At 70.1% G+C, this 24321-nt stretch carries 19 protein-coding genes; 11 read left to right on the plus strand and 8 right to left on the minus strand.

Annotation, left to right across the window (positions count from 1 at the left end; translation table 11 throughout):
* Window positions 1-1298, plus strand: a 1298-nt coding sequence (locus tag MU407_RS03155; RefSeq protein WP_246955243.1) for an IS1634 family transposase, incomplete at its 5' end; no start/stop codon positions are given.
* A 342-nt stretch (window positions 1299-1640) separates the two neighbouring features.
* Here MU407_RS03155 and MU407_RS03160 read toward each other — a convergent pair.
* Window positions 1641-2267, minus strand: coding sequence for a hypothetical protein (locus MU407_RS03160; RefSeq protein ID WP_246955246.1), 627 nt, complete (start codon window positions 2265-2267; stop codon window positions 1641-1643).
* Window positions 2264-2827 (minus strand): hypothetical protein, encoded by a 564-nt coding sequence (locus tag MU407_RS03165; protein WP_246955248.1) that lies wholly within the window; start codon window positions 2825-2827, stop codon window positions 2264-2266. The genes MU407_RS03160 and MU407_RS03165 overlap by 4 nt, the downstream gene beginning before the upstream one ends.
* Before the next feature lie 258 nt (window positions 2828-3085).
* Between MU407_RS03165 and MU407_RS03170 the strand changes: the two genes are divergently transcribed.
* The 7 genes from MU407_RS03170 to MU407_RS03200 all read left to right on the plus strand — a co-directional run bounded on the left by MU407_RS03170 (window position 3086) and on the right by MU407_RS03200 (window position 7530).
* Window positions 3086-3418: a transcriptional regulator gene (locus MU407_RS03170; RefSeq protein ID WP_246955250.1), complete on the plus strand. Its 333-nt coding sequence runs from the start codon at window positions 3086-3088 to the stop codon at window positions 3416-3418.
* Window positions 3419-3503: 85 nt separating this feature from the next.
* On the plus strand, window positions 3504-4136 hold the full coding sequence (locus tag MU407_RS03175; RefSeq protein ID WP_102235995.1) for a recombinase family protein: 633 nt from the start codon (window positions 3504-3506) through the stop codon (window positions 4134-4136).
* A 77-nt stretch (window positions 4137-4213) separates the two neighbouring features.
* Entirely contained in the window at window positions 4214-4672 is a 459-nt protein-coding gene (locus MU407_RS03180; protein WP_102235994.1) for a hypothetical protein, read from the plus strand.
* Between the two features lie 57 nt (window positions 4673-4729).
* Window positions 4730-5963 (plus strand): IS3 family transposase gene (locus MU407_RS03185; RefSeq protein ID WP_246955380.1). Its coding sequence is split into 2 segments (ribosomal slippage): window positions 4730-5016 and window positions 5015-5963, totalling 1236 coding nucleotides; the frame shifts between segments, so codons are not numbered across the junction.
* Between the two features lie 26 nt (window positions 5964-5989).
* Window positions 5990-6136 carry a hypothetical protein gene (locus MU407_RS03190; protein ID WP_246955252.1) on the plus strand — a complete coding sequence of 49 codons (147 nt, stop codon included), beginning with the start codon at window positions 5990-5992 and terminating at the stop codon, window positions 6134-6136.
* 67 nt (window positions 6137-6203) lie between these two features.
* Complete coding sequence (locus MU407_RS03195) at window positions 6204-6428, plus strand: hypothetical protein (RefSeq protein ID WP_102235993.1); 225 nt, start codon at window positions 6204-6206, stop codon at window positions 6426-6428.
* Between the two features lie 226 nt (window positions 6429-6654).
* On the plus strand, window positions 6655-7530 hold the full coding sequence (locus tag MU407_RS03200) for a helix-turn-helix transcriptional regulator (protein WP_246955254.1): 876 nt from the start codon (window positions 6655-6657) through the stop codon (window positions 7528-7530).
* 13 nt (window positions 7531-7543) lie between these two features.
* Here the strand turns inward: MU407_RS03200 and MU407_RS03205 are convergent, their stop codons facing one another.
* The 4 genes from MU407_RS03205 to MU407_RS03220 form a co-directional block, all read right to left on the minus strand.
* Complete coding sequence (locus tag MU407_RS03205) at window positions 7544-8434, minus strand: aminoglycoside phosphotransferase family protein (RefSeq protein ID WP_158239394.1); 891 nt, start codon at window positions 8432-8434, stop codon at window positions 7544-7546.
* Between the two features lie 108 nt (window positions 8435-8542).
* Window positions 8543-9751 carry an MFS transporter gene (locus MU407_RS03210; RefSeq protein ID WP_246955256.1) on the minus strand — a complete coding sequence of 403 codons (1209 nt, stop codon included), beginning with the start codon at window positions 9749-9751 and terminating at the stop codon, window positions 8543-8545.
* Between the two features lie 202 nt (window positions 9752-9953).
* On the minus strand, window positions 9954-10532 hold the full coding sequence (locus MU407_RS03215) for an SDR family oxidoreductase (protein WP_246955258.1): 579 nt from the start codon (window positions 10530-10532) through the stop codon (window positions 9954-9956).
* Between the two features lie 235 nt (window positions 10533-10767).
* Entirely contained in the window at window positions 10768-11799 is a 1032-nt protein-coding gene (locus tag MU407_RS03220; RefSeq protein ID WP_246955260.1) for an NAD(P)-dependent alcohol dehydrogenase, read from the minus strand.
* A 367-nt stretch (window positions 11800-12166) separates the two neighbouring features.
* Between MU407_RS03220 and MU407_RS03225 the strand changes: the two genes are divergently transcribed.
* The 3 genes from MU407_RS03225 (at window position 12167) to MU407_RS03235 (ending at window position 18363) form a co-directional block, all read left to right on the plus strand.
* Window positions 12167-13051 (plus strand): hypothetical protein, encoded by an 885-nt coding sequence (locus tag MU407_RS03225; protein WP_246955263.1) that lies wholly within the window; start codon window positions 12167-12169, stop codon window positions 13049-13051.
* A 110-nt stretch (window positions 13052-13161) separates the two neighbouring features.
* The gene (locus tag MU407_RS03230; protein WP_246955266.1) at window positions 13162-14898 is read left to right on the plus strand and encodes a DNA polymerase Y family protein; all 1737 of its coding nucleotides are present in this window, start codon (window positions 13162-13164) and stop codon (window positions 14896-14898) included.
* Between the two features lie 39 nt (window positions 14899-14937).
* Window positions 14938-18363, plus strand: coding sequence for an error-prone DNA polymerase (locus tag MU407_RS03235; RefSeq protein ID WP_246955269.1), 3426 nt, complete (start codon window positions 14938-14940; stop codon window positions 18361-18363).
* 16 nt (window positions 18364-18379) lie between these two features.
* Here MU407_RS03235 and MU407_RS03240 read toward each other — a convergent pair whose 3' ends face one another.
* Window positions 18380-21460 carry a YhgE/Pip domain-containing protein gene (locus MU407_RS03240; RefSeq protein ID WP_246955272.1) on the minus strand — a complete coding sequence of 1027 codons (3081 nt, stop codon included), beginning with the start codon at window positions 21458-21460 and terminating at the stop codon, window positions 18380-18382.
* Window positions 21457-24222, minus strand: coding sequence for an MMPL family transporter (locus MU407_RS03245; RefSeq protein ID WP_246955275.1), 2766 nt, complete (start codon window positions 24220-24222; stop codon window positions 21457-21459). Before MU407_RS03245 ends, MU407_RS03240 begins: the two co-directional genes overlap by 4 nt.
* Between the last annotated feature and the right edge of the window lie 99 nt (window positions 24223-24321).

Raw genomic sequence — 24321 nt, forward strand, 5'->3', positions numbered from 1 at the left:
TGGCCAGTGCGTATACCCGTCTGGGGTTCGATGTGGTGGATGATCGGGTGTTCCGTGATCTGGTCATCGCGCGGTTGATCGAGCCGACCAGCAAGGTCGATTCGCTGCGGGTCCTGGCCGAGTGCGGCGCAGAGCCGTTCTCCTACAAAACTCTGCAGCGCCACCTGGCGGGCGTCACCCAGGTCACCCGCGACCAGATTGCCACTGCCTGCTTCGAGTATGCCTTGACCAGTGGTGATGTCTCGCTGGTGCTGTATGACGTGACGACGCTGTATTTCGAGGCGGAGAACGAGGATGCTCTGCGTAAGGTCGGGTATTCGAAGGAACGTCGGGTGGATCCGCAGATCGTGGTCGGTCTGCTGGTGGACCGCCAGGGGTTCCCGCTGGAGATCGGCTGCTTCGAGGGCAACCATGCCGAGACGCGGACGATTGTGCCGATCATCCGGCAGTTCCAGGCCCGCCACGGGATCGCCGACATGGTCGTCGTCGCGGATGCCGGGATGCTCTCAGCGAGGAATCTGACGGCGCTGGATGAGGCGGGGCTGCGGTTCATCGTCGGCTCACGCGTCACCAAAGCCCCCAGCGACCTTGCCCACCACTTCCACTGGCACGGCGACGCCTTCAGTGACGGGCAGATCATCGACACGATCACACCCCGCCACGCCAACACCAAACCCGTAGCTGACCTGCACCGACGTGACGCGCCGAGGTGGGATCCGGGAGAGCATCCAGGATGCTGGCGGGCAATCTGGGCCTACTCCCGCAAACGGGCTGTGCGGGATGGGAAGACACTGACCGCGCAGGAGAACCGGGCGGTCGCGGTCATCGAGGGTGAGAAACGGCCCCACCCCACGAGGTTCGTCACCCGCGCCGGGGGTAAGAATGTGCTGAACACCAGCGCTCTCGAGGCGACGCGGCGTCTGGTGGGGCTCAAGGGCTACGTCACCAATATCCCGGCCACGATCATGGGCCCGGGCGAGGTGATCTCCAGTTACCACGACCTGTGGCACGTGGAGCAGTCGTTCCGGATGAGCAAAACAGACCTGCAGGCCCGCCCCATGTTCCACCACCAGCGCGACGCTATCGAAGCGCACCTGACCATCGTGTTCACCGCTCTCGCCATCGCGCGCTACATGCAAAACGCGACCGGGTTGAGCTTGAAGAAGATCATCCAGACCCTGCGGCCCCTCCGGACCGCACGCATCGCGATCAACGGCGCCACCCAGGACTTCCCACCCGAGATCACTGCCGACGCCCAGCACATCATCACCGCCATCAACCCCGCGATGGGGCACTAACGATGTCCTAAGTCAGGAGCGTTCCGCCAGTCTAGAAACTGCTACGCCGCGAGCTACCTGCACGGCGGGAAGGTGGTGTCTCCGTATAAACGCGGGAGCCTGGCACGTGGACCTTGTCGGTAGGTGGCGTGCTTGTGGTGGGAGTACCTGGCGCTGTCGTTCCTGGCCGAGTGGCGACTCGCACACCGTTTAACAGCACCTACGAGGTTATCGGGCAAAGAGAAGGAGCCCACGCCTCGCGGGCTCCTTCTCGTTTGAGGCGCAAGAGCAACCCAAAGTGACTAGGCCGTGGCTCCCGATTCCGGGGAGCTCAGCGAACCCTCCCCGTCGAAGGAGTGTTGATCACTCGGTGAGTTCGCGGACCTCTTCAAGCGAACTCACTTCTGGCTGCACGCCGGATCCGGGAAGCGCTTCGACTTCGCCATCTGAGACTTCGTAAACACCTTCGACGGGATTCACTAGGTCGTAATCGCCATCCCCGAAATCGTTCAGAAGGAGAAGGAGTTCGGGCGAGTCGACCTCTTCGATGAATGTGGTGCTATCCTCAATGTAAGTCACGCCATCGATTGTTCCACCCACTTGGGATACCTCGACGGAATCGCCAACCTCGACATCTCCCGAGATCACCTCGGTAACCTTGATTGTTGTCACCGTGGTAACAACTCCCATTTCTTCGAGATTCTCGTCGGAAATGTCGACTCCAGACTGCGGGTTCTCCAAACCGGTCCCAGAGTCATCGACTTCCGGATATTCGACCCTTTCGCGAGATGACTCTACGGTGCCGACAAGGACGACGTCAGCCGCCTCGAGCGCGGCTTCGGTGCTTCCGTAATCTGGATAGTCCGCTGACACATGGACGACCGACTCGCTCGAAGGGTCCTCGGTGGTCGGCTGACCAGCACAGGCGGCTCCGAGTAGCACCACCGTCGAGGCGGTGCTAAGTATAGTTAGTGCGCGACGAGTACTCATCGGTAGATCCTCTTCACTTCAGATACATTGTACGGCAGAGGGCTGATTACCGTTGACCGGTTCCGGGAGTACTTCATCAACGAAGCCTTTGAGGTCTTCGGATTGCCGTCCAGGCTGAGGGCATGGCCCAGCTCGTGAGTGGACGTGCTTGCAATCCACTTTGACATATTTCTACCCGAGGCCTCCTGGATGGAGCGGGCGTTCACCTGAATAGTGAACGTTCGCGAACGATCCCGTGGCCCCTTCGAGGTGTATAGTCCGTACCATGAGCTGGAGTATCGCGCGGCGGTCATGGTGTTCTTTGCAGCATTCGACTTGCCAAACGTAACTCCCGACAGTGCGTTCGACCGAAAGCGCGCGTTGTCGAAATGGTTGACGTACGTCGAGTTGACTCCAACATACTTTACGGAGTTCTTCTTAGAAGCCATACCTCCCGCAAAATAGTCGGCATTTGCCGCCGAGGCGCCACCAATCGCGAATGCAAGCACGCACATTATGGCGACAACCTTGGACAGAATGCGGTTGCGTGAAGTTTCAAGCTTCCGGATATGTGTTTCCATGTACCCCCCTGGTCTCGATTAGGGAAAGGTATCATCTCGCCGTCGTAGCGACTGGATCTGTGACCAGACTGTGACAATCGAGCTTCCCGCTGATGTACGTCCGCACTGCTTGATCCCAAGTGTCACTATGGGCTATACCCCACTGAGACACGCGGCGCCGAAGCGCCGCCCCTGTTTCACAACGTCCACATCTCCCCAGTGGCACAGCTGTGCCGTAAGCTCTGAGAGCCACTAGGACACAGTAGGGAGGTGGCGACCATGACCGACCAGCGCGTCCGATTCCGCGACATCAAGCCGTACTCCATCGTCGACTCCCTCGACGAGCTCACCGGCCCCAGCACCGGATGTGTCACCCTGCCCGTCGACGTCCACTGGTCCGGCCCACAGTCCACGTTCAACCTCCAGGACCGCGAAGACCTCCAGCGGGCGTACCAGTCGATCCTCTCCAACGGCCGACCCGAGCACCTGGTGAAGTTCATCAACAAGGACCCGTTGCTGGCGGTGTGGCCGATCCTTGCGCTGGACCGCCGTGTGCTCGACCTGTGGTGCGGGCAGTTCCTGGAGATCGCGGCCATCCGACGGGAGTTCTAATGAGCAGCCAACCGTCCGAGGGGCGCTGCCGCGCAGCCAACACCAACCCGCAGCGCAGCCCGCGAAACCGGCAGCGAGGAGAGCCATGAACGCTAACCATCCCCAACATGGGCAGCGCATCGCGTACGTGCGCGTCTCCTCCATCGACCAGCACCCCGCCCGGCAGCTCGAAGCCGTGGGGGAGTGCGACCACATCTTCACCGAGCACCAGTCCGGCAAGAACGTCGGGGACCGCCCCCAGCTGGCCGCCCTCATCCGGCACGTCCGCCCCGGCGACCTCGTTGTCGTTGCCTCCATGGATCGCCTCGCCCGCTCCGTCATCGACCTCAACAGCATCGTCCAGCAGATCACCGGCGACCCCGCCGACCACACCGACGCGGAGCCGAGGAAGGGCGCCAGCATCGAGTTCCTGAAGGAGCGGCTACGGTTCGATCCCGGCGCCGTGGACCCCATGGCAGCGTTCCAGCTGAACATGATGGGTGCGTTCGCTCAGTTCGAGCGCGAGCTGATCCGCCAGCGGCAGCGTGAGGGCATCGACGCCGCGAAGAAGCGCGGCGTGTACGTGGGCCGCAAGCGAGTCCTCACTCCCGAGCAAGTCCGTGAAGTCCGCACCGCCGCCCTCGAAGGCCAGCCCAAAGCCCAGATCGCGCGTGACTACGGGATCAGTCGATCCACGCTGTACCGCTACCTCGAGACCCCGCGGCTACCTCTCCAGTAGCGCAAGGCCGCGCCATTGTCGGCACCACATCTATAGGCTACCCTATAGCTAGGTTGATATGAGAGGAGGTGGTCGCGATGACGACGACGAGTGATGAGCTGCGCACGGTGATCGTGAGCCGCGCGCGGATGAACGTGGCCACGCTGGACTATCGCCGCAGTCTGAAACGCGCATCGGCTGCTGGGTACTCGCAGAGTGCAATCGCGCGGACAGTCCGCATCTCTCAGCCGTCAGTGAGTGAAGCACTGCATCGGGCTAGTGGCCTGATGGACATTCCGGAGGGGTTCGCGGGCGCTGGCCCATACGAGATTTGCCAGCGGTACACCGCGGGGGAGCTCGAGCGCGACGAGGTGGTCGCCCAGCTGGCGAGGTGGTCGTACACACCAGATGTGCGTTCTGAGGTCTTGGCGGACCCACTGCGGGTCGATCAACCCGGAGGTTGGGGAGAGGTTGAGTCAGCCCTCGATGACGGCTTGATCGACGATGAGCTGGTCGATGCCGTCCAGGCGGAACAGGAACGTCTCGGACTGGATTGAGATGCGAGAGCATGGCGTGAAGCGTCCTGGGTTTGGTTCCGAGTCTCAGCAAGGGGAATCGGAGTATGCCCTGAGAAGTTCAGTCCCGAGCTGCGTGACCGTGCCGTCCGGATGGTCTACGACCGCCAGGCGCGTGAGGGAGGCCCGCGCGCAGAGTCGATCCGTGCCATCGCGCCCCAACTCGGTGTCGGCCTGGAGACCCTGCGGATCTGGTGCAACCGCTACGGCCCCACGGAACCAGTCACCGGCAGCGGCGATTCACTTGGGGAGGGGAGCTGGCGCTTGCGCCGCGAGCTGGCTGAAGCTCGCCGTGCCAACGAGATCCTCAAAGCGGCCTCGGCTCTTTCGCCGCGGAACTAGGCCGCCCCACGACGAGATGATCCGGTTCATCGACGAGCACCGCGACCGCTATGGGGTCGAAGCGGTCTGCCGCGTCCTCGGCCAGACCGAGACCGGCTTCATCACCTCCCGCGGCTACCGGGCCGCCAAGGCACGCCCCGCCTCGGCCAGGGCGCTGCGCGATGAGGTTCTTCTCCCGGAGCTCCAGCGCATCCATGCCGAGAACTACAGCGTCTACGGGGTGCGGAAGATGCACCACTCGATGCACCAGGAGGGCTGGGACGTGGGCCATGACCAGGTCGCCCGCCTCATGCGGGCAGCTGGCCTGAAGGGCGTGCGGCGTGGCCGGAAGCCGGTCACCACATACCCCACTCACGTGCCCGATGCCCGCCCGGACCTCGTAGAGCGGCGCTTTACTGCAGACCGACCGTATCGCCTGTGGGTTGCTGACATGACCTACGTGCGGATCCTCGCCGGATTCTGCTACGTCGCGTTCATCACCGACGTATGCACTCGCAAGATCGTCGGCTGGGCCGTCTCTTCCACGCTCCACACCGACGGCCTGCCCCTGCTGGCGCTGGAGCACGCACTGCTGACCAGCGGCGCAGTCCGCAGCAAGAGCGGACTGATCCACCACAGCGACCGAGGAGCCCAATACGTTTCCCTGACGTACTCCGACGCGCTGATCACTGCCGGGGTCACCGCATCGGTCGGCTCCGTCGGAGACTCCTACGACAACGCCCTGGCCGAGACAGTCAACGGCCTGCTCAAGGCCGAGCTGATCCACTCCCAGCGGATCTGGGAGTCCATCCAGGCGGTCGAGATCGCCACCATGGGCTGGGTCCACTGGTGGAACACCGAGCGTCTGCACGAAGCTCTCGGCTACCGCACCCCCGCAGAAGTCGAAGCGTCCCACACCCACACCACGACGACTACGCCCGCGACCGTCTAACCACGGAACAAAACCCAGGGTGCTTCATGTCCCGCGTCGCGCTCTCCGACGAGGAGCTCGCCCGCATCGACGCGCTGGAGACCGGGGAGCGCGGCGGCCCCGACCCCGACGCGATCACGCTGGAGACCTTCACCCGCGAGATCCCGGAGGCCTGGGAACGGCATACTGGATGACCGGACCAGCACGTCCGCCGGGCCGCAGGGGGCGGCCCGCGACCCCGCATCCCTCAGGAGACTCCTCATGCGCCACGCCCGCGCCGCCGTTCTTCTCGTCCCCGCCCTCGCGCTGACCCTCAGCGCGTGCGGCGGCGGGAACAGCGCCTACTGCTCGACCCTGACCGACAACTCCGACGTCTCGGCGACGGTGTACACGGCCGTCGTCCCGGGGATGGTCACCTCGGAGCAGGTGGACGAGCGGCTCGCACTGCTCGAGCAGGTCCAGGACGATGTGCCCGAGGAGCTCTAGGAGGACTTCACCACCTGGCAGAGCTTCCTCGAGGAGGTCGGCCCGAAGCTCGAGTCCGAGGATCCTGCGGACATGACCGCCGTGATCGAGGTCGCGGACGACGAGGTCGACGCCGCGGGCGAGGCGCTGGCCGACCACTACACCGGCACCTGCATGGACTGATCCCCATGACGGGGTGCCCTGGCAGTTCCTCCCTCTGCTCCGCCCGTCGCCGTACCGTGGGCGCATGGACCATCGAGCAGAGGTGAGCGACTTCCTGCGCACGCGCCGTGACCGGATCACGCCCTCCCAGGCGGGGATCCTCGGCGGCACGCGTCGACGCGTGTCCGGGCTGCGTCGCGAGGAGGTCGCCGCAGCTACGGGGATCAGCGTCGAGTACTACGCCCGGATCGAGCGCGGCGACCTGCGCGGCGTCTCCACGGAGGTGCTGGACGCGCTCGCCCGCACCCTGCTGCTGGACGAGGCGGAGACGGACCATCTCCACGACCTTGCCGAGGCCGCGGGGCCGTCGGCCCGGCGTCGACCTCGTCCGGCCGAGCAGCCCTTCCCCGATTCTCTGCAGCGCTTCGTGGACGCGGTCTCCGTGCCGGTGTGGGTGCGGGACCGTCGCATGGACGTGGTGGCGACGAATCCGGTCGGCCGTGCGCTGTACGCCCCGGTGCTCGAGGACCTCGCCGCGCGCGGGAACACGGCGAGGTTCGTCTTCTTCAGCCCCGCCTCGCGCACCTTCTTCCCCGACTGGGAGGACAACGCCACCGGCATCGTCGCGACGCTTCGCACGTACGCGGGCCAGTCCCCGCGCGACAAGCGGCTCAGCGACCTCATCGGCGAGCTCGCCACCCGCAGCGACGACTTCCGGGTGCGCTGGGCCGCGCACGACGTGCGCCACCACCGCACCGGTCTCAAGCGCATCCGCCACCCCGAGGTGGGGGACCTCGAGCTCGGCTACGAGGCGATGGACTTCCCCGCCCATCCCGACTGGTTCATGTTCGGGTACACCGCCGCGCCCGGCTCGCCGAGCGAGGAGCGGCTGCGGCTGCTGGGCAGCCTCGCGGAGGAGACCTCAACGGGTACTCGGACCGACGCCGTGGAGAAGCTCTGACCTCCGGTCCGCGTCACGGCGCGTCGTGTCCCTCGGGGGTCTCTCCGGTGGGGTCGAACAGAGTGCCGTCGGCAACTCGTCGGGTGAAGTTCGCCAGCGCGTGGTCCCGGAGCTGACCGAGCCCGGCGAGGTGCGCGGACGCCGCGACCTGCAGCGGGAGCGTGGCGCGGTGGAGCATCGCCCGTCGTGTCGTGTCCGCTGAGCTGAGCGGTGCCAGGCGGGATACGCCATGGAAGCTGATCAGCGGCGCGATGTCGATCGCGGGATCGCCCAGGCAGGCATGATCGAGGTCGATGACCGACACCGCCCTGCCCTCGGACCACAGGATGTTGTGCGGGCCGAAGTCCCCGTGGCAGAGGGTGGGCTCCACGTGGCTTTCCGCCTCGAGCACGGCCTCGACCCGCTCGGCGGCGACACGGCGGCCGTAGGGCTCGAGTCGCGGGCTCAGGTCCCGGTGCACGATCTCTGCCCAGCCGTCACCGCCGCACCACGCTCTCACCGGCGGCAGCGTGCCGCATCCCGAGGACGCTTCCCGGAGCGAGGTGAGGATGTCGGCATAGGCGGAGACCCGCTGGGCCGAGCACTCCGTCAGATCTGCGGCCGGCGAGCCCGGCACGGTGGTGAGGCAGGTGATCCATGTCCGCGCAGGCTCCGCCCAGTGCGGGCCATCGAGGACCTGCGGGATGGTGAGCGGAAGCCGAGACGCGTCCAGGGTCACGAGCGCGCTCGCCTCCCGCCGGCTGCGTTCGCGCCCGCGGCGGCCGAGTGTGGCGCGGAGCGACGGACCGTCGGGGGCGGTCAGCACGAGATGGAAAGCGCCGTGATGCAGCCTGCCCTCGGCCCACCGGTAATCCGGCCATCGGGACATCCCCGCGTCAACGAGGGCCTCTCGCGCAATGGTCACCGCGCCAGGGTAGCGCCCGACGATGACCAGGGGCGTCGCCGGGCCGAGACCCGCAGCGCGACGAGGGCCGACCATGCACGAGGACGGTCCGTCGAGCGCGTCCGTGCCTCAGCTAGCGGCGGCCTCCTTCGGCGTCTCCGCGGGCTCCTCCGCGAGGCGCTTCGCCAGCGGGATCATGCCGAGCCCGATCAGGGTGAGCACCGCGCAGATCATGAAGATCCCGCGCTGGCCCAGCAGCGGCAGCGCACCAGCGGCGATGATCGGTCCGGACAGCACCGCACCGACGCGCCGGGCGTTCATGAACAGGCCCGTGGACATCCCCGCGCCTGGGATCAGGTCCTGGAACAGGGCGAGACCGATCCCGGAGATCGCGGCGAAGCCGAGCGCGTTCGGGATCTGTAACACGAGCAGCAGCACCGGCTCGGAGACCAGCATCAGCCCGGCGTAGTAGACGGCCGAGAGCACGGCGCCAACCGCGACCAGGGTGAGGTGCGAGATGCGGTCGCCGAGGCGGCCGATGATCATCAGCGCCGGCACCTCGAGCGCGGCGGCGACGCCGAGCACGATCCCCGCCCACATGACGCCGAGGCCCACCGTCTCGGTGACGTACAGCGCCATGAACGTCATCGCCGTCGCATTCGTGGCCTGGAACAGCACGAACGCGCCGATGATCACGACGGTCGCGGTCCGGCTGCCGGGCGGCAGGGCGTGTGGGGAGCGGGTCGGCTCGGGCGTCTCCGCGGCGGCGGAGCGGTGCTGCCGCATCATCACCGCGGTCGTCACGATGTTCACCACCGCGATCACCACCAGTGCCAGCAGGATGCCGCGTGCCCCGGCCGAGCCGATGATCGCGGTCGCGAGCGGCGGCCCGCCCATCCAGGCCGCGGAGATGATCGCGCGGGTGTCGACGATCGTGGAGGTGGCCGCGCCGACGTCCCGCAGATGGGCGAACAGCATCGTGGTGCCGAGCCCCGCCGGGCCGCCGAGGACCACCAGCGCCACCGTCGCGAGCGGCAGCGTGCTCACCGCGGCGAGCGCTGCGGCCAGCGCGATCGTCAGCACCGCAGCGGCCATCAGCATCGGCAGGTAGGTGCGACGCCGGTCCGCCCAGGCGGGCAGCACGATCGAGGCGATGAAGCCGCCGGCGTTGTAGATCGCCAGCGACCAGCCGATGTCGGCGGTGGAGGCGTCGTACAGCGTGGCGAGGATCAGGGCGAGCGCGGGGCTCAGCAGCGAGGAGTGCAGCCCCCACAGCAGCGCCGCCGGCGGCACGAGCAGGCAGGAGGCGAGGGGGCGCCGCAGGGCGTCGGAGGGCATGGAGATCCTTCATCGTTCGGAGGTAGAGCTCCCGGCACGCTATGCCGCCGCCGTCCTCGCCGGAAGGAACTGCCAGGGCACCCGTCAGTTGCGACGCGGGAGCAGGCTGATCGTGTTCGGCAGCCGCCCGTCCCAGGCGGCGGCCAGCTCCTCGCCGACGACCGCGCTTCGCGTCCGGGGATCGATCGTGCCGGCTCCGGGCTCAGCCCCCGCCGGCAGCGCACATGGTCGTCCCCGCGACGTAGCCGGTGTCCGCTGAGAGCGCGAACGCGATGACCGAGGCGATCTCCTCGGGCCGACCTACCCGGCCCATCGGATGCATGCGCGCGATCCTCTCGAGCATGCCAGGTTCTCCTGCGTCGGCATGCACCTGCGTGTCGATGGTCCCGGGAGCCACCCCGATGACCCTGATCCCACGCGGTGCGACCTCGATCGCGAGTCCCTTGGTGAGGGCGTCCACCCCCGCTTTCGCGGCCGCGTAGTGCACGTACTCTCCCGGCGCTCCCGTGGTGGCCGCTCCTGAGAAGACGTTGACGAGCGCGCCGCCGGAGCGCAGGAGCTGCACAGCCCTCCGCGCCACCAGGACGGCCGACGTCAGGTTGAGGTCGATCACGCGGCGGATGGTCGGCGGGGGCGTCTCGGCGAGAGAGGAGATGCGGAGGGTCGCGCCCGCGTTGTTCACCACGGCATCGATCCGTCCCGCCCGAGACGTCGCGGCGTCAAACAGCTCGTCGATCCCCGAGTCCGTCGTGAGGTCAGCGCGGACCGTCGAACACGTCACCCCAGAGCATCCGCCTCCGACCTGGTGGCAGCGGCCGCGGACTCGCCGCGGACGTACCCGAGGACCAGGTCCTACCCGTCCTGGGCGAGTCTGAGCGACGTGGCCCTCCCGATCCCTCGCGTCCCTCCGGTGATGAGCGCCAGGCGGTTTTGCATGGCGCCATCGTAGGGCGGCTGGCGCACGTGGCGCCGTTAGGGGTGCGCGCAGGACGGACCTGGTGGACCTCCTGAGCGCCTCACATCCGAATCTGGATCTTCACATCCGTCGGGCGTCCCTCGAGGAAGCGCTCGAACGCCTGGACCGAGTCGTCGAAGGCGAAGGTCTCCGAGACGAAGGGGGAGAGGTCCACGGCGTCGCTCGCGGCGAGGTCGATCGCCTTCTGGTGCACGTTCGCATAGCGGAACACCGTCTCGAGCGAGACGCCGCGGCTCTGGGCGGTGGCGATGTCGAAGGGCACCGGATCCACCGGCATGCCCACCAGCACGATCCGCCCGCCCGGCGCGGGCAGCGACCACAGGGCCTTGTACGCGGGCGCGGCGCCGGTCGCCTCGAAGACGACCTGCGGGCCCCAGCCGCCGGTCGCGTCGCGCACCGTCTCGCCGAGGTCCTGCTGGGTGGCGTCGACGGTGACGATGCCGTCGATCCCGTCGAGCAGCGCAAGCTTCTCCGGCAGGACGTCGGAGATGAAGACGGTGCTGGCACCGCCAGCGAGCGCGGCGAGCGCGGTCATGATCCCGATGGTGCCGGCGCCGACCACGGCGGCGACGTCTCCGGGGGAGATCTCCGCCTTGGTCGCGGCGAACATGCCGACCGCGAAGGGCTCGATCAGCGCGCCCTCGGCGAAGCTCATCGACTCCGGGAGCCTGTAGGTGTAGGCGGCGGGGTGGAGAACCTCGTCGGCGAGGCAGCCGTGGACGGGCGGGGTCGCCCAGAACTCGACGCCGGGGTCGACGTTGTAGTTACCCTCCTTGACCGCGCGGGAGGTGGGGTCCGGGATGCCCGGCTCCATGACCACGCGGTCGCCGACGGCGAGGTGGGTGACGCCTTCGCCCACCTCGACGATGGTGCCGGATCCCTCATGGCCCAGGATCATCGGCGCGTTTACCACGAAGGGGCCGATCTTCCCGTCGGTCCAGTAGTGCACGTCCGAAGCGCAGATGCCGACGGTGTGCACCGCGATCCGCACCTCACCGGGTCCGGGGGAGCCCAGGTCCGGCACCTCCTCGATGCTCATGCGGTCCTTCTCGTGCAGCACCAGCGCGCGCATGCGGGGCTCCTTCTCTCGAGCGGTTCGTGCCCTGAGCCTGTCATAGCGGCCTGAAGGGGAGGCGAGGAGCGACAGCGTCCATCGTCGGCGTCTCCGCTCCATGCACCCGCGCGTCGCTCAACCACCCGTTCGCCCCATGACCCCGATCGTCTGTCACACCCCACCCCCAGACTTCGTATACATGTTCGACGGAATGAGCTGCACGCCTTGTAGGGCACCCACCTTCGGCGTAGTGTTCGAACAGCCTTTCGAACACGGGATCGATGATGCGAGGTCAATGGCGCGGGATCACTGGCGCAGACCGATGGCGCCGATCGATGGCGCAGATCGATAGAGAGCAGCGATGAGCACCGGGAGGAGGAGCACGATGAGCACTGCCCTGCAGGCCACGGCTGGGGAGGCGCCCACGCAGCGCGAGGACCGCACGCAGCGTCTTGCGCGCGCCCGCGCTGCCCTGGGAGCAGCCGAGCGTTCCGCTGCCCGCTGGGGCGGGCGGATCGACCGCACCGCACTGCGACCGCTTCCGCGCACCGGCTCCGCGGGCACCGCCGCATCCCCCGGCTCACCCCTCATCCCGGCGCTGGCCGATGACGGGCTCGGCGCTCGCCTGCCCGTGCCGGAGCCGCTCAGCGGCCTGTTCCCCCGCGGGAGCCTGCGAGCGGGCAGCTCTGTGGCGGTGGGCGGTGCGGCGAGCACCTCGCTGCTGCTGGCCCTCGCCGTCGCTGCGGCCGGGGAGGATGCCTGGTGCGCGATGGCGGGGATGGTGGATCTGGGGCTGCGCTCGGCCCTGGATGCGGGGCTGGATCCCTGCCGTCTGGCGATCGCCCCGGCTCCGGGGGAGCAGGCCCCGCAGGTGCTCTCGGCCCTGGCCGACGGGGTAGGCGTGCTGGTGCTGGGCCCAGACCTCGAGCTCGCCCCGGCCCTGTGGCGCAGCCTGCTCTCTCGCGCCCGCACTGCGGACACCCTGGTGCTGGCCGCCGCCCCGCCTGGACGCGCCGACATCACCCTGCAGGGGGTCTGCCAGGGCTGGACCGGGCTCGGCACAGGCTCCGGGCGGCTGCGGCAGCGTCGGGTGGAGATCACCGCCCAGGGCCGCGGCATCGCCGGGACGCGCATCGCCCAGGTGCTGCTGCCGCAGGTGCAGGGCATGCTCGCCGCCGACCCGCGGGCCGAGCGTGCCCAGCCGGAGCAGGCCGCGGCCGCAGAGCGCTCGGGGCTGCAGCTGGTGCCCGCCCTGCGGAGGGCCGGATGATGAGCGCCGACGCCGCACCGACCCTCCCGGACGCGCCAGCTCACCCGGCTCCATCGGCCGCGCCACACCCATCGGGCGCTCCGCAGACCGCTGCGACCCGCACGGTTGCGGTGACGGTGCCGGACTGGCCGCTGCTGGCCGCGCTGGAGCGTCACCAGCGCCGGGTCGAGGAGAGCGCCCCGCCCATGGAGCGGCCAGGTGCGGAGAAAGGTGCGCAGCAGAACGGAACGGGGGCGCAGAGCACCGCGCTCCCGCCGTCGCTGGATCCCGCCATCACCCCGGTGCTGCTCATCGACCAGCATCGGGTCACCCATGCGAGCCCCGCGGCGCGGGCGGCCGGGGCCATACCGGGGATGCGGCGCCGTGCGGCCCGGGCGGCGTGCCCGGATGCGGTGGTGCTGGAGGCGGATCGGGAGCAGGAGGCCGCCCTGTTCGAGCTGGTCGCCGCCGCGGTGGATACGGTCGCTGCCGGGGTGGACGTGCTGCGGCCCGGGGTGCTGCTGATGGCTGCGCGCGGCCCGGCCCGCCACCACGGCGGGGAGGAGCACCTGGCCGAGCGGATCCTCGATGCGGTCGCGGAGCTCACCGGCTGGGACTGCTCGGTGGGGATCGCCGATGGGCCCTTCGCCGCCCTGCTCGCCTCCGTCCCCGGGCGGATCATCCGCCCGGGCCGCAGCGCCGACTACCTGGCCCCGCATCCGATCAGCGCCCTCGTGCACGCCCCCGTCGGCCCCGGCTGGGGGCACCGCGGCCAGCCTGCCGCCACCCGAGCGGAGCGGCCGCTGGACCTCGCCGAGACCGTCGACCTGCTGCAGCGCCTGGGGATCACGACCCTGGGGGACCTCGCGGCGCTGCCGCCCGCGGCGGTCGCAGACCGCTTCGGGCCCGATGTCGCCGCGCTCCATCTGCTCAGCCGGGGTCTGGAGGCCGCACCGCCCGCCGCGCATCATCCCGCCCAGCCGCTCGAGGTGGAGAGCGTGCTGGAGACCCCGCTGATGCGCACCGATCAGGCGGCCTTCATAGCCCGGCCCCTCGCCGAGCAGCTGCACCAGATGCTCGGAGGGCGCGGCCTGGTGTGCACGCGGCTGCGGATCCTCGCCACCACTGAGAACGGTGGGGAGATGGAGCGCACCTGGCGGCACGACGGAGCGCTCAGCGTGGCCGACGTGGTCGATCGCATCCGCTGGCAGTGCGACGGCTGGATCACCCGGGCCCGGCTCGGCGGGGCGGCGACCGGCGCGATCACCCGCATCACCCTGCAGCCGCTGCAGCTGACCCCGGCGGGCCAAGCCGCCCCGGCGCTGTGGGGCGGGGCGGGGGAGTCCGCCGAGCGGGCCGCCCGCGCCCTCGCCCGGGCACAGGGCCTCGCGGGGGAGGAGGCCGTGCAGGTCCCGGCACTGATCGGTGGGCGGCTGCTGGCTGCGGAGGCGCGTCTGGTGCCGTGGCGCAGCGAGAAGCCGGAGCATCGGCCGGGGCCGTGGCCGGGATCCCTGCCCCGCCCGGTGCCCGCCACCGTGCTGCGCAGCCCGCCACCCATCGAGCTGTTGGATGCCGACGGGGACGCTGTCGTGGTGACCGCCCGCGGGCTGCTGAGCGCCGCCCCGGCGCAGCTGCACGTGCCCGCCCCGGGGGCGCCGCCGCTGCAGCGGGCCGGGCTGCGGGCCGGATCCGCCCATCCGGTGCTGGCCCACAGTGCCCCCACCGTGATCGATGAGCGCTGGTGGAGCCGGGAGGGGCATCGCGGGGCACGGCTGCAGCTGGTGGTGCGGGCCGCGAGCGGCGAGGAGACCGCCGTGCTGGCCCTCTCGCGCACCGGGCAGTGGAGTCTGGAGGGGATCTATGACTGAGTCTCCCGCCCGCCCCGGTCAGCGCGGAAGGCCCCGCTGATGGCCGGCTGGTTCCTGGGGCCACCCGCGTGGAAGGACCTCGAGGCGATCCTCTCGGACCGTCCCGCTGAGCTGGTCAGCCCGCCGATCATCGTCGAGCACACGGGGGCGCCGCCGCAGGACGGGTATCAGCCCTCCCTCGCGGTGGAGTACGCGGAGCTGCACGCCCACTCCCACTTCAGCTTCCTCGACGGCTCCTCAAGCCCCGAGGACATGGTCGCGCAGGCCGCCCGCCTGGGGCTGACGGCCCTCGCGCTCGTGGACCACGACGGGCTGCCGGGGGCGGTGCGCTTCGCCCGCGCCGCCCGGGAGGAGGGGATCGGCACCGTGTTCGGCGCGGAGCTGACCCTGGGACTCGAGCCCGGCGCCGTCCAGGCAAGCACCACCCCCGTCATCTCCGCGCCCCGCACCGGGGTGCCGGATCCGGGCGGCGAGCATCTGCTGGTGCTCGTGCGCGATGAGACCGGCTACCGGCAGCTCGCCGCCGCGATCGCCCGCGCCCACCTGGACTCCCGCACCAAGGCTGCGCCGCGCTACCGCCTGGCGGAGCTGTCGCGGATCGCCCGCGAGGGCCACTGGCAGATTCTCACCGGCTGCCGCAAGGGCGCCGTCACCCGCGCCGCCCAGGAGCAGCTCGCGATCGGGGACCTCGAGGGCGCCGCCCAGGCCGCGGCCACGCAGATCACGCGTCTGCTGGAGCTGTTCGGGGCCGGGAACGTCGCGGTGGAGCTCGTGGCCGGCGGTGGAGGTCAGGCCGATGAGCTGCACGACGCCCTCGCCCAGGCCGCCCGCCTGGTGCGCGAGGAGCAGGGCCTGGATGCGATCACACTGCCGCTGGTGGCCAGTACGAACGCGCACGCCGCCCGCCCGTCGGACACCCACCTGGCCGACGTCCATGCCGCGCTGCGCGCCGGGGTGCCGCTCGAACAGGCCGACCCGTACCTGCCCTCGCATCCGCGGCACCTGCGCAGCGGCGAGGAGATGACCCAGCTGCTGTCCCGCTACCCATCGGCCATTGCGCAGGCGGCCCGGCTGGGACGGGACTGCGCGGTGGACCTGCGACTGCTGGCCCCAGATCTGCCGCCCTTCCCGGTGCCGGCCGGGCATGACGAGGCCAGCTGGTTGCGCGAGCTGGTGGAGATCGAGGGGCGCGAGCGCTACGGGCCGCGGCCCAGCGGTGAGCAGCCCGAGCGGATCCCCGGGGCGTGGGCGCAGATCGACCATGAGCTGCAGGTCATCACCGATCTGCATTTCCCCGGCTACTTCCTCATCGTCCACGAGATCGTGGACTTCTGTGCGGGGGAGGGGATTCTCGCGCAGGGCCGCGGCTCGGCGGCGAACAGTGCCGTGTGCTACGCGCTGGGGATCACGGCGGTGGAGCCCGTCTCCCACCACCTGCTGTTCGAACGCTTCCTGGCCCCGGAGCGGGATGGCCCGCCGGACATCGACCTGGACATCGCCGCGGACCGTCGCGAGGAGGTGATCCAGCACGTGTACGAGCGCTACGGGCGGGAGAACGCCGCGCAGGTCGCCAACGTCATCACCTACCGTTCCAAGCTCGCGGTGCGCGATGCCGCCCGGGCCCTCGGCTACGACACCGGGGCGCAGGATGCCTTCTCCCGGCGGATCGAGCGCTCCTGGTCCTCCCTCGCTGAGGCGAATATCCCCGCCGATGTGCTGCAGCTCGCCCAGCAGCTCCGCGATGCGCCGCGACACCTGGGCATCCACTCCGGGGGGATGGTGCTGTGCGACCGGCCGGTGATCGAGGTGTGCCCCGTGCAGTGGGCGGCGATGGAGAACCGGTCGGTGCTGCAGTGGGACAAGGATGACTGCGCCGACGCGGGGCTGGTGAAGTTCGACCTGCTGGGGCTGGGGATGCTCACTGCGCTGGATCATGCGCTCGCCCTCATCGGCGAGCACCACCGGCAGCATTTCGAGCTGCGCACCCTCCCGCAGGAGGACCTGGCGGTGTACGACATGCTGTGCGCCGGGGACAGCATCGGCGTGTTCCAGGTGGAGTCCCGCGCCCAGATCTCCACTCTGCCCCGGTTGAAGCCGCGCGAGTTCTACGACCTCGTGGTGGAGGTGGCGCTGATCCGTCCCGGTCCCATCCAGGGCGGCTCCGTGCACCCCTACATCCGCCGCCGCACCGGCGAGGAGCCGGTCACCTACATCCATCCGCGGCTGGAGAAGTCCCTGGGCCGCACCCTGGGGATCCCCCTGTTCCAGGAGCAGCTGATGCAGATGGTGGTGGACATCGCCGATTTCACCCCCGCTCAGGCTGATCAGCTGCGGCGCGCTATGGGCTCCAAGCGCTCCACCCAGAAGATGCTGGCGCTGTCCGATGCGCTGTTCACCGGGATGGCCCGCCACGGCATCACCGGGCAGGACGCGCAGGCGATCCACCGTAAACTCCTGGCCTTCGCCAGCTACGGCTTCCCTGAATCCCACGCCTACTCCTTCGCGTACCTGGTGTACGCGAGCTCCTACCTCAAATGCCACTACCCGGCGGCGTTCACGGCGGCGCTGCTGCGCTCCCAGCCGATGGGGTTCTACTCCCCGCAGTCCCTGGTGGCCGATGCTCGCCGCCACGGCGTGGTGACCCGCGGACCCGACGTCCTGGTCTCCCGGGCCCGCACCGATCTGGAGACCGACGCCGAGCATGCGGGCTACCGGGTGGATCCGCCCGGGCCGCAGGTGCAGGGGGAGCAGGCTGCCCGCGGCCCGGCGATCCGCCTGGGCCTGGATCAGGTGCGCGGCATCTCCACCGACACTGCCCAGCAGATCGTCACCGCGCGGGAGCGCGGCGGGCCCTTCACCTCGGTGCCGGATCTGGCCCGGCGGGTGCGCCTCACGGCGCGGCAGCTGGAGGCCCTGGCGACCGCGGGGGCGCTGGATCAGCTCGCCTCCTCGCGGCGGCAGGCGCTGTGGGCGGCCGGGGCTGCGGCGCAGGAGTCCCCGGACACGCTGCCGCATCTGGCGGTGGGGGCGCAGGCGCCGATGCTGCCGGGGATGAGCGATGCGGAGCTCGCCGCCGCGGATGCCTGGGCCACCGGGATCACCCTGGATGAGCATCCGATGGCGCTTGTGCGGGCGCAGCTGAGTGCGGAGGGGATCCGGGTGATCACCGCGCTGCAGGAGGTGGAGGACGGTTCGCGGCTTCGCGTCGCCGGGGTGATCACGCATCGGCAGCGGCCCGCGACCGCCGGGAACGTCACCTTCCTCAGCCTCGAGGACGAGTCCGGGATCCTCAACGTGGTGTGCTCCCAGGGGTTCTGGGTGCGGCATCGGGCGCTGCTGCGTACCGCGCGGGGCGTCGTCCTGCGGGGTGTGGTGGAGAACCGCACCGGGGCGGTGAGCCTCCTCGCCGACGACGTCACCGCCCTGGACCTGCCCGCTGCGGGCAGGTCCAGGGACTTCCGCTGACCCGGGAAAGGACCACTCAGGCGGCCGCGGACAGCGCCGTGGCGTCGATGTGGTCCGCCTTCTCGCTGCGCCGGGCGCCGCGGGAGACCACCAGCGTCACCAGCAGGCATACGAGGCCGCCGGTGAGGATTGCGGCGAGCGTCCCGGAGGTGCTCACGAGGGATCCGCCAAGCGCCGCATGCACGAGCCCCTCCGTGACGAAGGACAGCGGCATCAGGGAGCTGAGGGCCTGCAGCAGCCCCGGAGCGGTCTGCACCGGCAGGATACCCACCAGGGTCACTACCTGCAGGACCATCAGCACGACCGAGGCGATTCGGCCGATCCGATCCCCGAGCAGCGCCAGCAGCGTCTGGTGCAGCGCCGCGAACATCAGCGCGCCCGCCAGGGCGATCAGCCCCACCGACACCGGGGAGACGGGGGAGATCCCGACGATGGTCAGCACTGCCAGCACCGCCACGGTCTGCACCACGGCGATCGCGAGCGCGGGAGCGAGCGAGCGCAGCACCACCTGCCACATCGGCAGGGCCCGGTCCAGCAGGCGCCGCTGCAGCGCCGGCAGCAGCAGGAAGGTGCCGAACGCGCCCAGCCACAGCGCGAGCGCGGTGACGAAGGGGAACGTCGCGGTGTCCGCGCCGCTGGCCTCGTTCTGGCGGGTCAGGGAGGTGCCGACGGGGTCGGCGGCCATCTCACCCATGCGCTGGCGATCCGTTTCGTCGTACGACGGGGCGGCGTCGGCGCCCTCTCGCAGCCCGCCGGCGAGCTCGTCGGAGCCGTCGGCGAGCTCCCCGGTGCCGTCCGCGAGCTCGCCGGCGCCATCGGCCAGGTCCCGGGTGCCGCCCGCGAGCTGGCGGGAGCCGGAGGCGAGCTGGTCGGCGCCCATCCCGAGCGCATCGGCGCCCTGGGACAGCTCCCCGGCGCCCTCCGCGAGCTCCGCGGCACCATCGGCGCTGGCGCGAGCCCCCTCGGCGAGCTGCCCGGTACCCCCGGCCAGCTCATCGACGCCGCCCGCGTACTGGGCGAGCCCATCGCGCAGGCTGGTCACGCCACCGACGAGCTGCCCGGCGCCCGCGGCGCTCTGCCGCGCTCCGGTGGCGAGCTGCTGCGCGGAGGCGGTCAGCCCCGGGCTCTGGGCGGTGCCATCGCCCTCGAACGCCAGCTGCAGGCCCTCGCCGTAGGCGACGATGCCCTGCGTGCCCTGCACCAGGCCCGGCTGCTCGGCGGTGCCGTTGATGCCATCGGCCAGCTGCTGGGTGCCCTGCACCAAGCCGGGCTGCTCTGGGGTTCCGTTGAGCCCATCGGCGATGCCCTGCGCCCCGGCGGCAAGGCCCGGGTTCTCGGGCGTGCCGTCCCCGGTGACCCCTGTGGCGAGCGCCTCGATGCCCCCGACGAGCCCGGGGTTTTCGGCGGTGCCGTCCCCGTTCAGGCCCTCGGCGATGCCCTGCGCTCCGGCGGCGAGCCCCGGGTTCTGGGCGGTGCCATCCCCGTTCAGGCCGGTGGAGATGCCCTGCACGCCCATGACGAGGCCGGGGTTCTCGGCGGTGCCATCGCCGTTCAGGCCTTCGGCGATCCCCTGGGTGCCGGCGACGAGCCCGGGATTCTGGGCGGTGCCGTCCCCGTTCAGGCCCTCATCGACGCCCTGCGCGTAGGCCAGCAGGCCCTGGGCCTGCAGGCATTCCGGCGATCCGGGGGAGGCGCCGCACAGCTGATCGGCGAGCCCCTGGGCGGTGGCGACCATGCCGGGATTGAGCATCGTGCCGTCTCCGTTGATGCCCTCGGCGAGCTGGGCGGTGCCCTCGGCGGTGCGCTGCGCCCCCTCGCCGAGCTCGCTCATGCCGTCGGCGATGCCGCTCGCACCGTCGGCCATCTCAGCGGTGCCGTCCGCGAGGTCCTGAGCACCCTCGCCCAGCTGGGAGGCGCCGGCGGCGAGCTCCGTCGCCCCCTCATCCAGCTGGGTCGCGCCGTCGGCGAGCTGCTGGGCGCCGTCTCCGAGCGCCGCGGCACCATCGGCCGCCTGCTGCGCGCCCTCCCCGAGGGTTTCGGTGCCACCGGCGACCTGCCGGGCGGTGGGCAGCAGTCCGGGGTTCTGGGCGGTGCCGTCGCCGGTCACGGCCGTGCCGGCCTGGGCGACGCCGTCGGCGTACTGCTCCAGTCCGCTTGCGAGCTGCTCAGCGCCGCCCTCGAGCCCCGGGTTCTGGGCGGTGCCGTCGCCGGTCACGCCGTCGGCCAGCTGCTGGGCGCCATCCAGGAGACCGGGCTGTTCGGCGGTTCCGCGCATCCCGTCCTGGAGCGCGGCCGTGCCGTCGGCGAGCTCCTCGGTGCCATCGGCGAGGGTGTCCAGACCACCGGCGAGACGATCGGCGCCGTTCGCGGTCAGACGCGTGCCATCGGCGAGAGACCACACGCCGTCGCGGAACTCCGCGGTGCCATCGGCGGCCTGGGAGGCACCGTCCGCCAGGTCATCAGCGCCATCGGCGAGCTCACCCGTGCCATCGGCGAGATCCCCCGCACCATCGGCGAGCTCCTCGGAGCCGTCGGCGGCCTCCCGCAGACCATCGCCGAGCTTGTTGAAGCCCAGGTACAGCCCATCGAGGTACTGCTCGGCCATCTGCCCGCCCATGGTGGAGGCGGAAGCCTCGGCCACGGCGGCGCCGACCAGGGAGTTGATCTGCCCGGAGGCGTCGTTGGTGGTGACCTCGATGATGGCGGGCGTCGCCTCGGGGGTGCCGATGGTGGCGAGGTCGCGGGAGAAGTTCTCCGGGATCACGATGACGGCGGAGTAGGTGCCATCGGCGAGCCCCTCCTTCGCATCATCGTGGCTGGTCAGCTGCCAGTCGAAGCCCGTGGTGTCGGGGGCGTCGGCGTCCTCGAGCGTGCCGGGCTGAGTAAGCGCACCGGCGAGCAGCCGGCCGAAGGGCACCATCTGGGTGTTCCCGTCGGCGTCGGTGACCTCGGCCCCCTCATCGAGGTTCACCACGGCAGCGGGCACGGCATCCAGGCGGTCCACGCGTCCGCTGAGGGCCCACAGGCCCAGGGCCGCCACCAGCACGGGCAGCAGCAGAACGACGAGCAGGGTGCGGGGGTGGGCCAGGCGGGTCATACGAGAGCTCCTTCACGGGAGTGGTCGGGGGAGCGCTGGAGGGTTAGAGCTGTCAGGCGCCGCGGGTCACGCAGCGTGCGGTGCAGGTGCTGCTCGGCCGGGGAGGTGCCCTCGACGCGGGAGCCGACGATGATCGTGGCGCCGGCGGCTAGCAGCGCATCGAGACGTTCGACGAGCGCGTCATCCTCTGCCGCGGCGGCATGGGCGAGGTCCGCAAGGTCCTCGATGATGATGAGCTCGCGGCCCAGGTTCCGGGCGGGCAGAGCAGCCAGACGCCGGGCGACAGGAGCCCCGGCACCGATCCAGTGAACGCGCGCCTGCATGGCCGGAAGGTCATCGGGGGCGATGCGGTCATGTACGGCGAGGATCCCGGAAGTGGGCTGCAGCCGCCCACCGGCGAGCGCGAGGAAAGCGGCGCGGGCTGCGTCATCGCTGGTGCGGGCCACCAGCAGCTGGCCGGGGGAGAGGGTGCCGGTGAGGGGGCCGATGGTGCCGTCCTCCCCGATCAGCGGGGCGATGGTGTCCTCCAGGCGCAGGGCGTGCTCGCCGTGCTCGGCGCTCCAACGACGATGCTCGAGCACACCGGCGAGGCCCTCGCCCTCGACATCCACGACCGGCAGGCGGCGATCCAGCCAGGCCGGCAGGCGCCATGCACGCTCGCCCAGGAGGGCCAGGACAGCCGGGACGAGCGTCATGCGCACCACGAAGGCGTCGACGAGCACGCCCACTGCCAGGGCGACCGCGATGGGCTGCAGCATGAACCAGCCGCTGGTGACGAACCCGGCGAAGACGGACACCATGATCAAAGCGGCGGCGGTCACCACCGGGGCGTTGGCGGTGAAGCCGCGTTCGATCGCGCCGCGCGCATCACCGGTGTGCACGTACTCCTCGCGCATCCGCGAGACGAGGAACACCTCGTAGTCCATGGCCAGGCCGAACAGCACGCCCATGACGATGATCGGCATGAAGGAGACCACCGGCCCGTTGACGTCCACGAACAGCGGCCCGTTCAGCCAGCCGTACTCGAACACCATCGCGGTGGCTCCGAAGGCGGCCAGCACCGAGAAGAAGTAGCCGATCGAGGCTTTCAGCGGCACCCAGATGGACCGGAACACGAGCATCAGCAGCACGAGCGACAGCCCCACCACGAACAGCGCGAAGGGCAGTAGCGCGGCGGAGAGCTTGTCGGTGACGTCGATGCCGATGGCGGTGGAGCCGGTGACGGTGATCTCGCTGATCCGCAGCTCCTCTTCCCAGGCCGGGGCGCTCTCGCGCAGGTCCCGTACGAGCTGCTTGGTGCTCTCGTCGGTGGGTCCGCCCTCGGGGATCACCACCACGACGGCCATGTCGGCGCCACGGTTGGGAGTGGCGATCTGGATCTCCTCCACCGAGCCGAGATCCACGATGTTGTTCTCGAGGTCCTCGACCACACCGAGGGGGTCGGTGGAGTTGATGATGTCAGCGGTCACGAGCAGCGGCCCGTTGTAGCCGGGACCGAACTCCTCACTGATGAGGTCGTAGGTGACGCGGGCGGGGGAGCCGGAAGGCTCGGTGCCGAGGTCCGGCAGGGCGAGCTCGAGGTCCTTCACGGGAACGGAGACGGCCCCGATGCCGATGATGACCAGCACGATGGTGAGCGCGGGAACCTTGGTGACCAGGCGCACCCAGGCAAGTTTGAAGCCGCCGGGGGAGTGCTGCCCCTCAGCATCGGCAGGCAGGGCGCCGTCATGCTGGGCCATCAGACGGCGGATCCGACGGGGGCGCAGGCGCTCACCCAGGATCCCCATGAGCGCTGGCAGCAGGGTCAGCGCCACCACCACGGACAGTGCGACGGTCGCAGCGGCGGCCACACCCATGATGGTCAGGAACGGGATCCCGGTGATGAACAGGCCCACCAGGGCGATCACGACGGTCAGTCCCGCGAAGATGACGGCGCTTCCGGAGGTCGCGAGGGCCTTGCCGATGGATTCGCGCACGTCATCCCCGCGCGCGAGCTGGTCGCGGTGACGGGAGAGGATGAACAGGGCGTAGTCGATGCCAACGGCGAGGCCGAGCATGGCCCCGAGCGCCGTGGTGACCGAGGGGATCGAGATCCCGGCGGAGAGCGCCATGAGGGAGAGCATCGCGATGCCCACCCCGGTGATGGCGGTGACGATCGGGATGACCGCGGGGACGAAGGACCGGAACACGATCGCGAGGATGATCAGGGCGACGATGACGCCGATGATCTCGCCGGCCCCGAAGGGAATCTCTGCGCTCTGGAGGAACTGCCCGCCCGCGTGGATCTCCAGGCCGTCGGAGTCCGCCTGGGAGACGAGGTGCTGGATCTCCTCGACCGCGGTCGCGGGGTACTCCCCGACCTGACCGTCCATCTGGAACTGCGCGACCATCGCGGTGTCATCGTCGTTGCGGGTGCCGGGGGAGATCTCACCGAAGGGGTCGGGTGCCTCGGCAACCCCGTCCACCTCCGCGATGTCTCCCATGAGCTCGGTGATCTCCGCGCGGTGATCATCGATGTCGCTGCCGTCGCGGGTCACGAGCACGACCTGTCCGGAGGTCCCGGCGAGCTCGGGGAAGCGGGTGGCGAGGGTGTCCAGGCCCTCCTGGCCCTCGGTACCGGGGATCTCGAACTCGGTGGAGAAGCTGCCGCCGAGTCCCGCCGCCAGGGCGCCGCTGAGCAGGAGCAGAACGGTCCACACCGCGACGATCTTCCAGCGCAGTGCGGCCATGGTGCGGCCCAGGCGGTAGAGCGATGAGGACACGGGACCTCCAGGTCACGACGGGAGAGATGAGACGCCGCGAGGCGCGGCTGGTACCGCGCCGGGACAGACTCGAGACAACGATGCATTCGATACGCGATC

The organism is Brachybacterium sp. Marseille-Q7125, assembly GCF_023062615.1.
Classification (GTDB): Bacteria; Actinomycetota; Actinomycetes; order Actinomycetales; family Dermabacteraceae; genus Brachybacterium.

Excerpts from the sequence above, each read along its gene's own strand:
- MU407_RS03225 (WP_246955263.1), top strand. The coding sequence starts at position 12,167 with ATGAGCACTGCCCTGCAGGCCACGGCTGGGGAGGCGCCCACGCAGCGC.
- MU407_RS03235 (WP_246955269.1), top strand. The coding sequence starts at position 14,938 with ATGGCCGGCTGGTTCCTGGGGCCACCCGCGTGGAAGGACCTCGAGGCG.
- MU407_RS03175 (WP_102235995.1), top strand. The coding sequence starts at position 3,504 with ATGAACGCTAACCATCCCCAACATGGGCAGCGCATCGCGTACGTGCGC.
- MU407_RS03220 (WP_246955260.1), bottom strand. The coding sequence starts at position 11,799 with ATGCGCGCGCTGGTGCTGCACGAGAAGGACCGCATGAGCATCGAGGAG.
- MU407_RS03180 (WP_102235994.1), top strand. The coding sequence starts at position 4,214 with ATGACGACGACGAGTGATGAGCTGCGCACGGTGATCGTGAGCCGCGCG.
- MU407_RS03200 (WP_246955254.1), top strand. The coding sequence starts at position 6,655 with ATGGACCATCGAGCAGAGGTGAGCGACTTCCTGCGCACGCGCCGTGAC.
- MU407_RS03240 (WP_246955272.1), bottom strand. The coding sequence starts at position 21,460 with ATGACCCGCCTGGCCCACCCCCGCACCCTGCTCGTCGTTCTGCTGCTG.
- MU407_RS03165 (WP_246955248.1), bottom strand. The coding sequence starts at position 2,827 with ATGGAAACACATATCCGGAAGCTTGAAACTTCACGCAACCGCATTCTG.
- MU407_RS03160 (WP_246955246.1), bottom strand. The coding sequence starts at position 2,267 with ATGAGTACTCGTCGCGCACTAACTATACTTAGCACCGCCTCGACGGTG.
- MU407_RS03170 (WP_246955250.1), top strand. The coding sequence starts at position 3,086 with ATGACCGACCAGCGCGTCCGATTCCGCGACATCAAGCCGTACTCCATC.
- MU407_RS03195 (WP_102235993.1), top strand. The coding sequence starts at position 6,204 with ATGCGCCACGCCCGCGCCGCCGTTCTTCTCGTCCCCGCCCTCGCGCTG.
- MU407_RS03210 (WP_246955256.1), bottom strand. The coding sequence starts at position 9,751 with ATGCCCTCCGACGCCCTGCGGCGCCCCCTCGCCTCCTGCCTGCTCGTG.
- MU407_RS03190 (WP_246955252.1), top strand. The coding sequence starts at position 5,990 with ATGTCCCGCGTCGCGCTCTCCGACGAGGAGCTCGCCCGCATCGACGCG.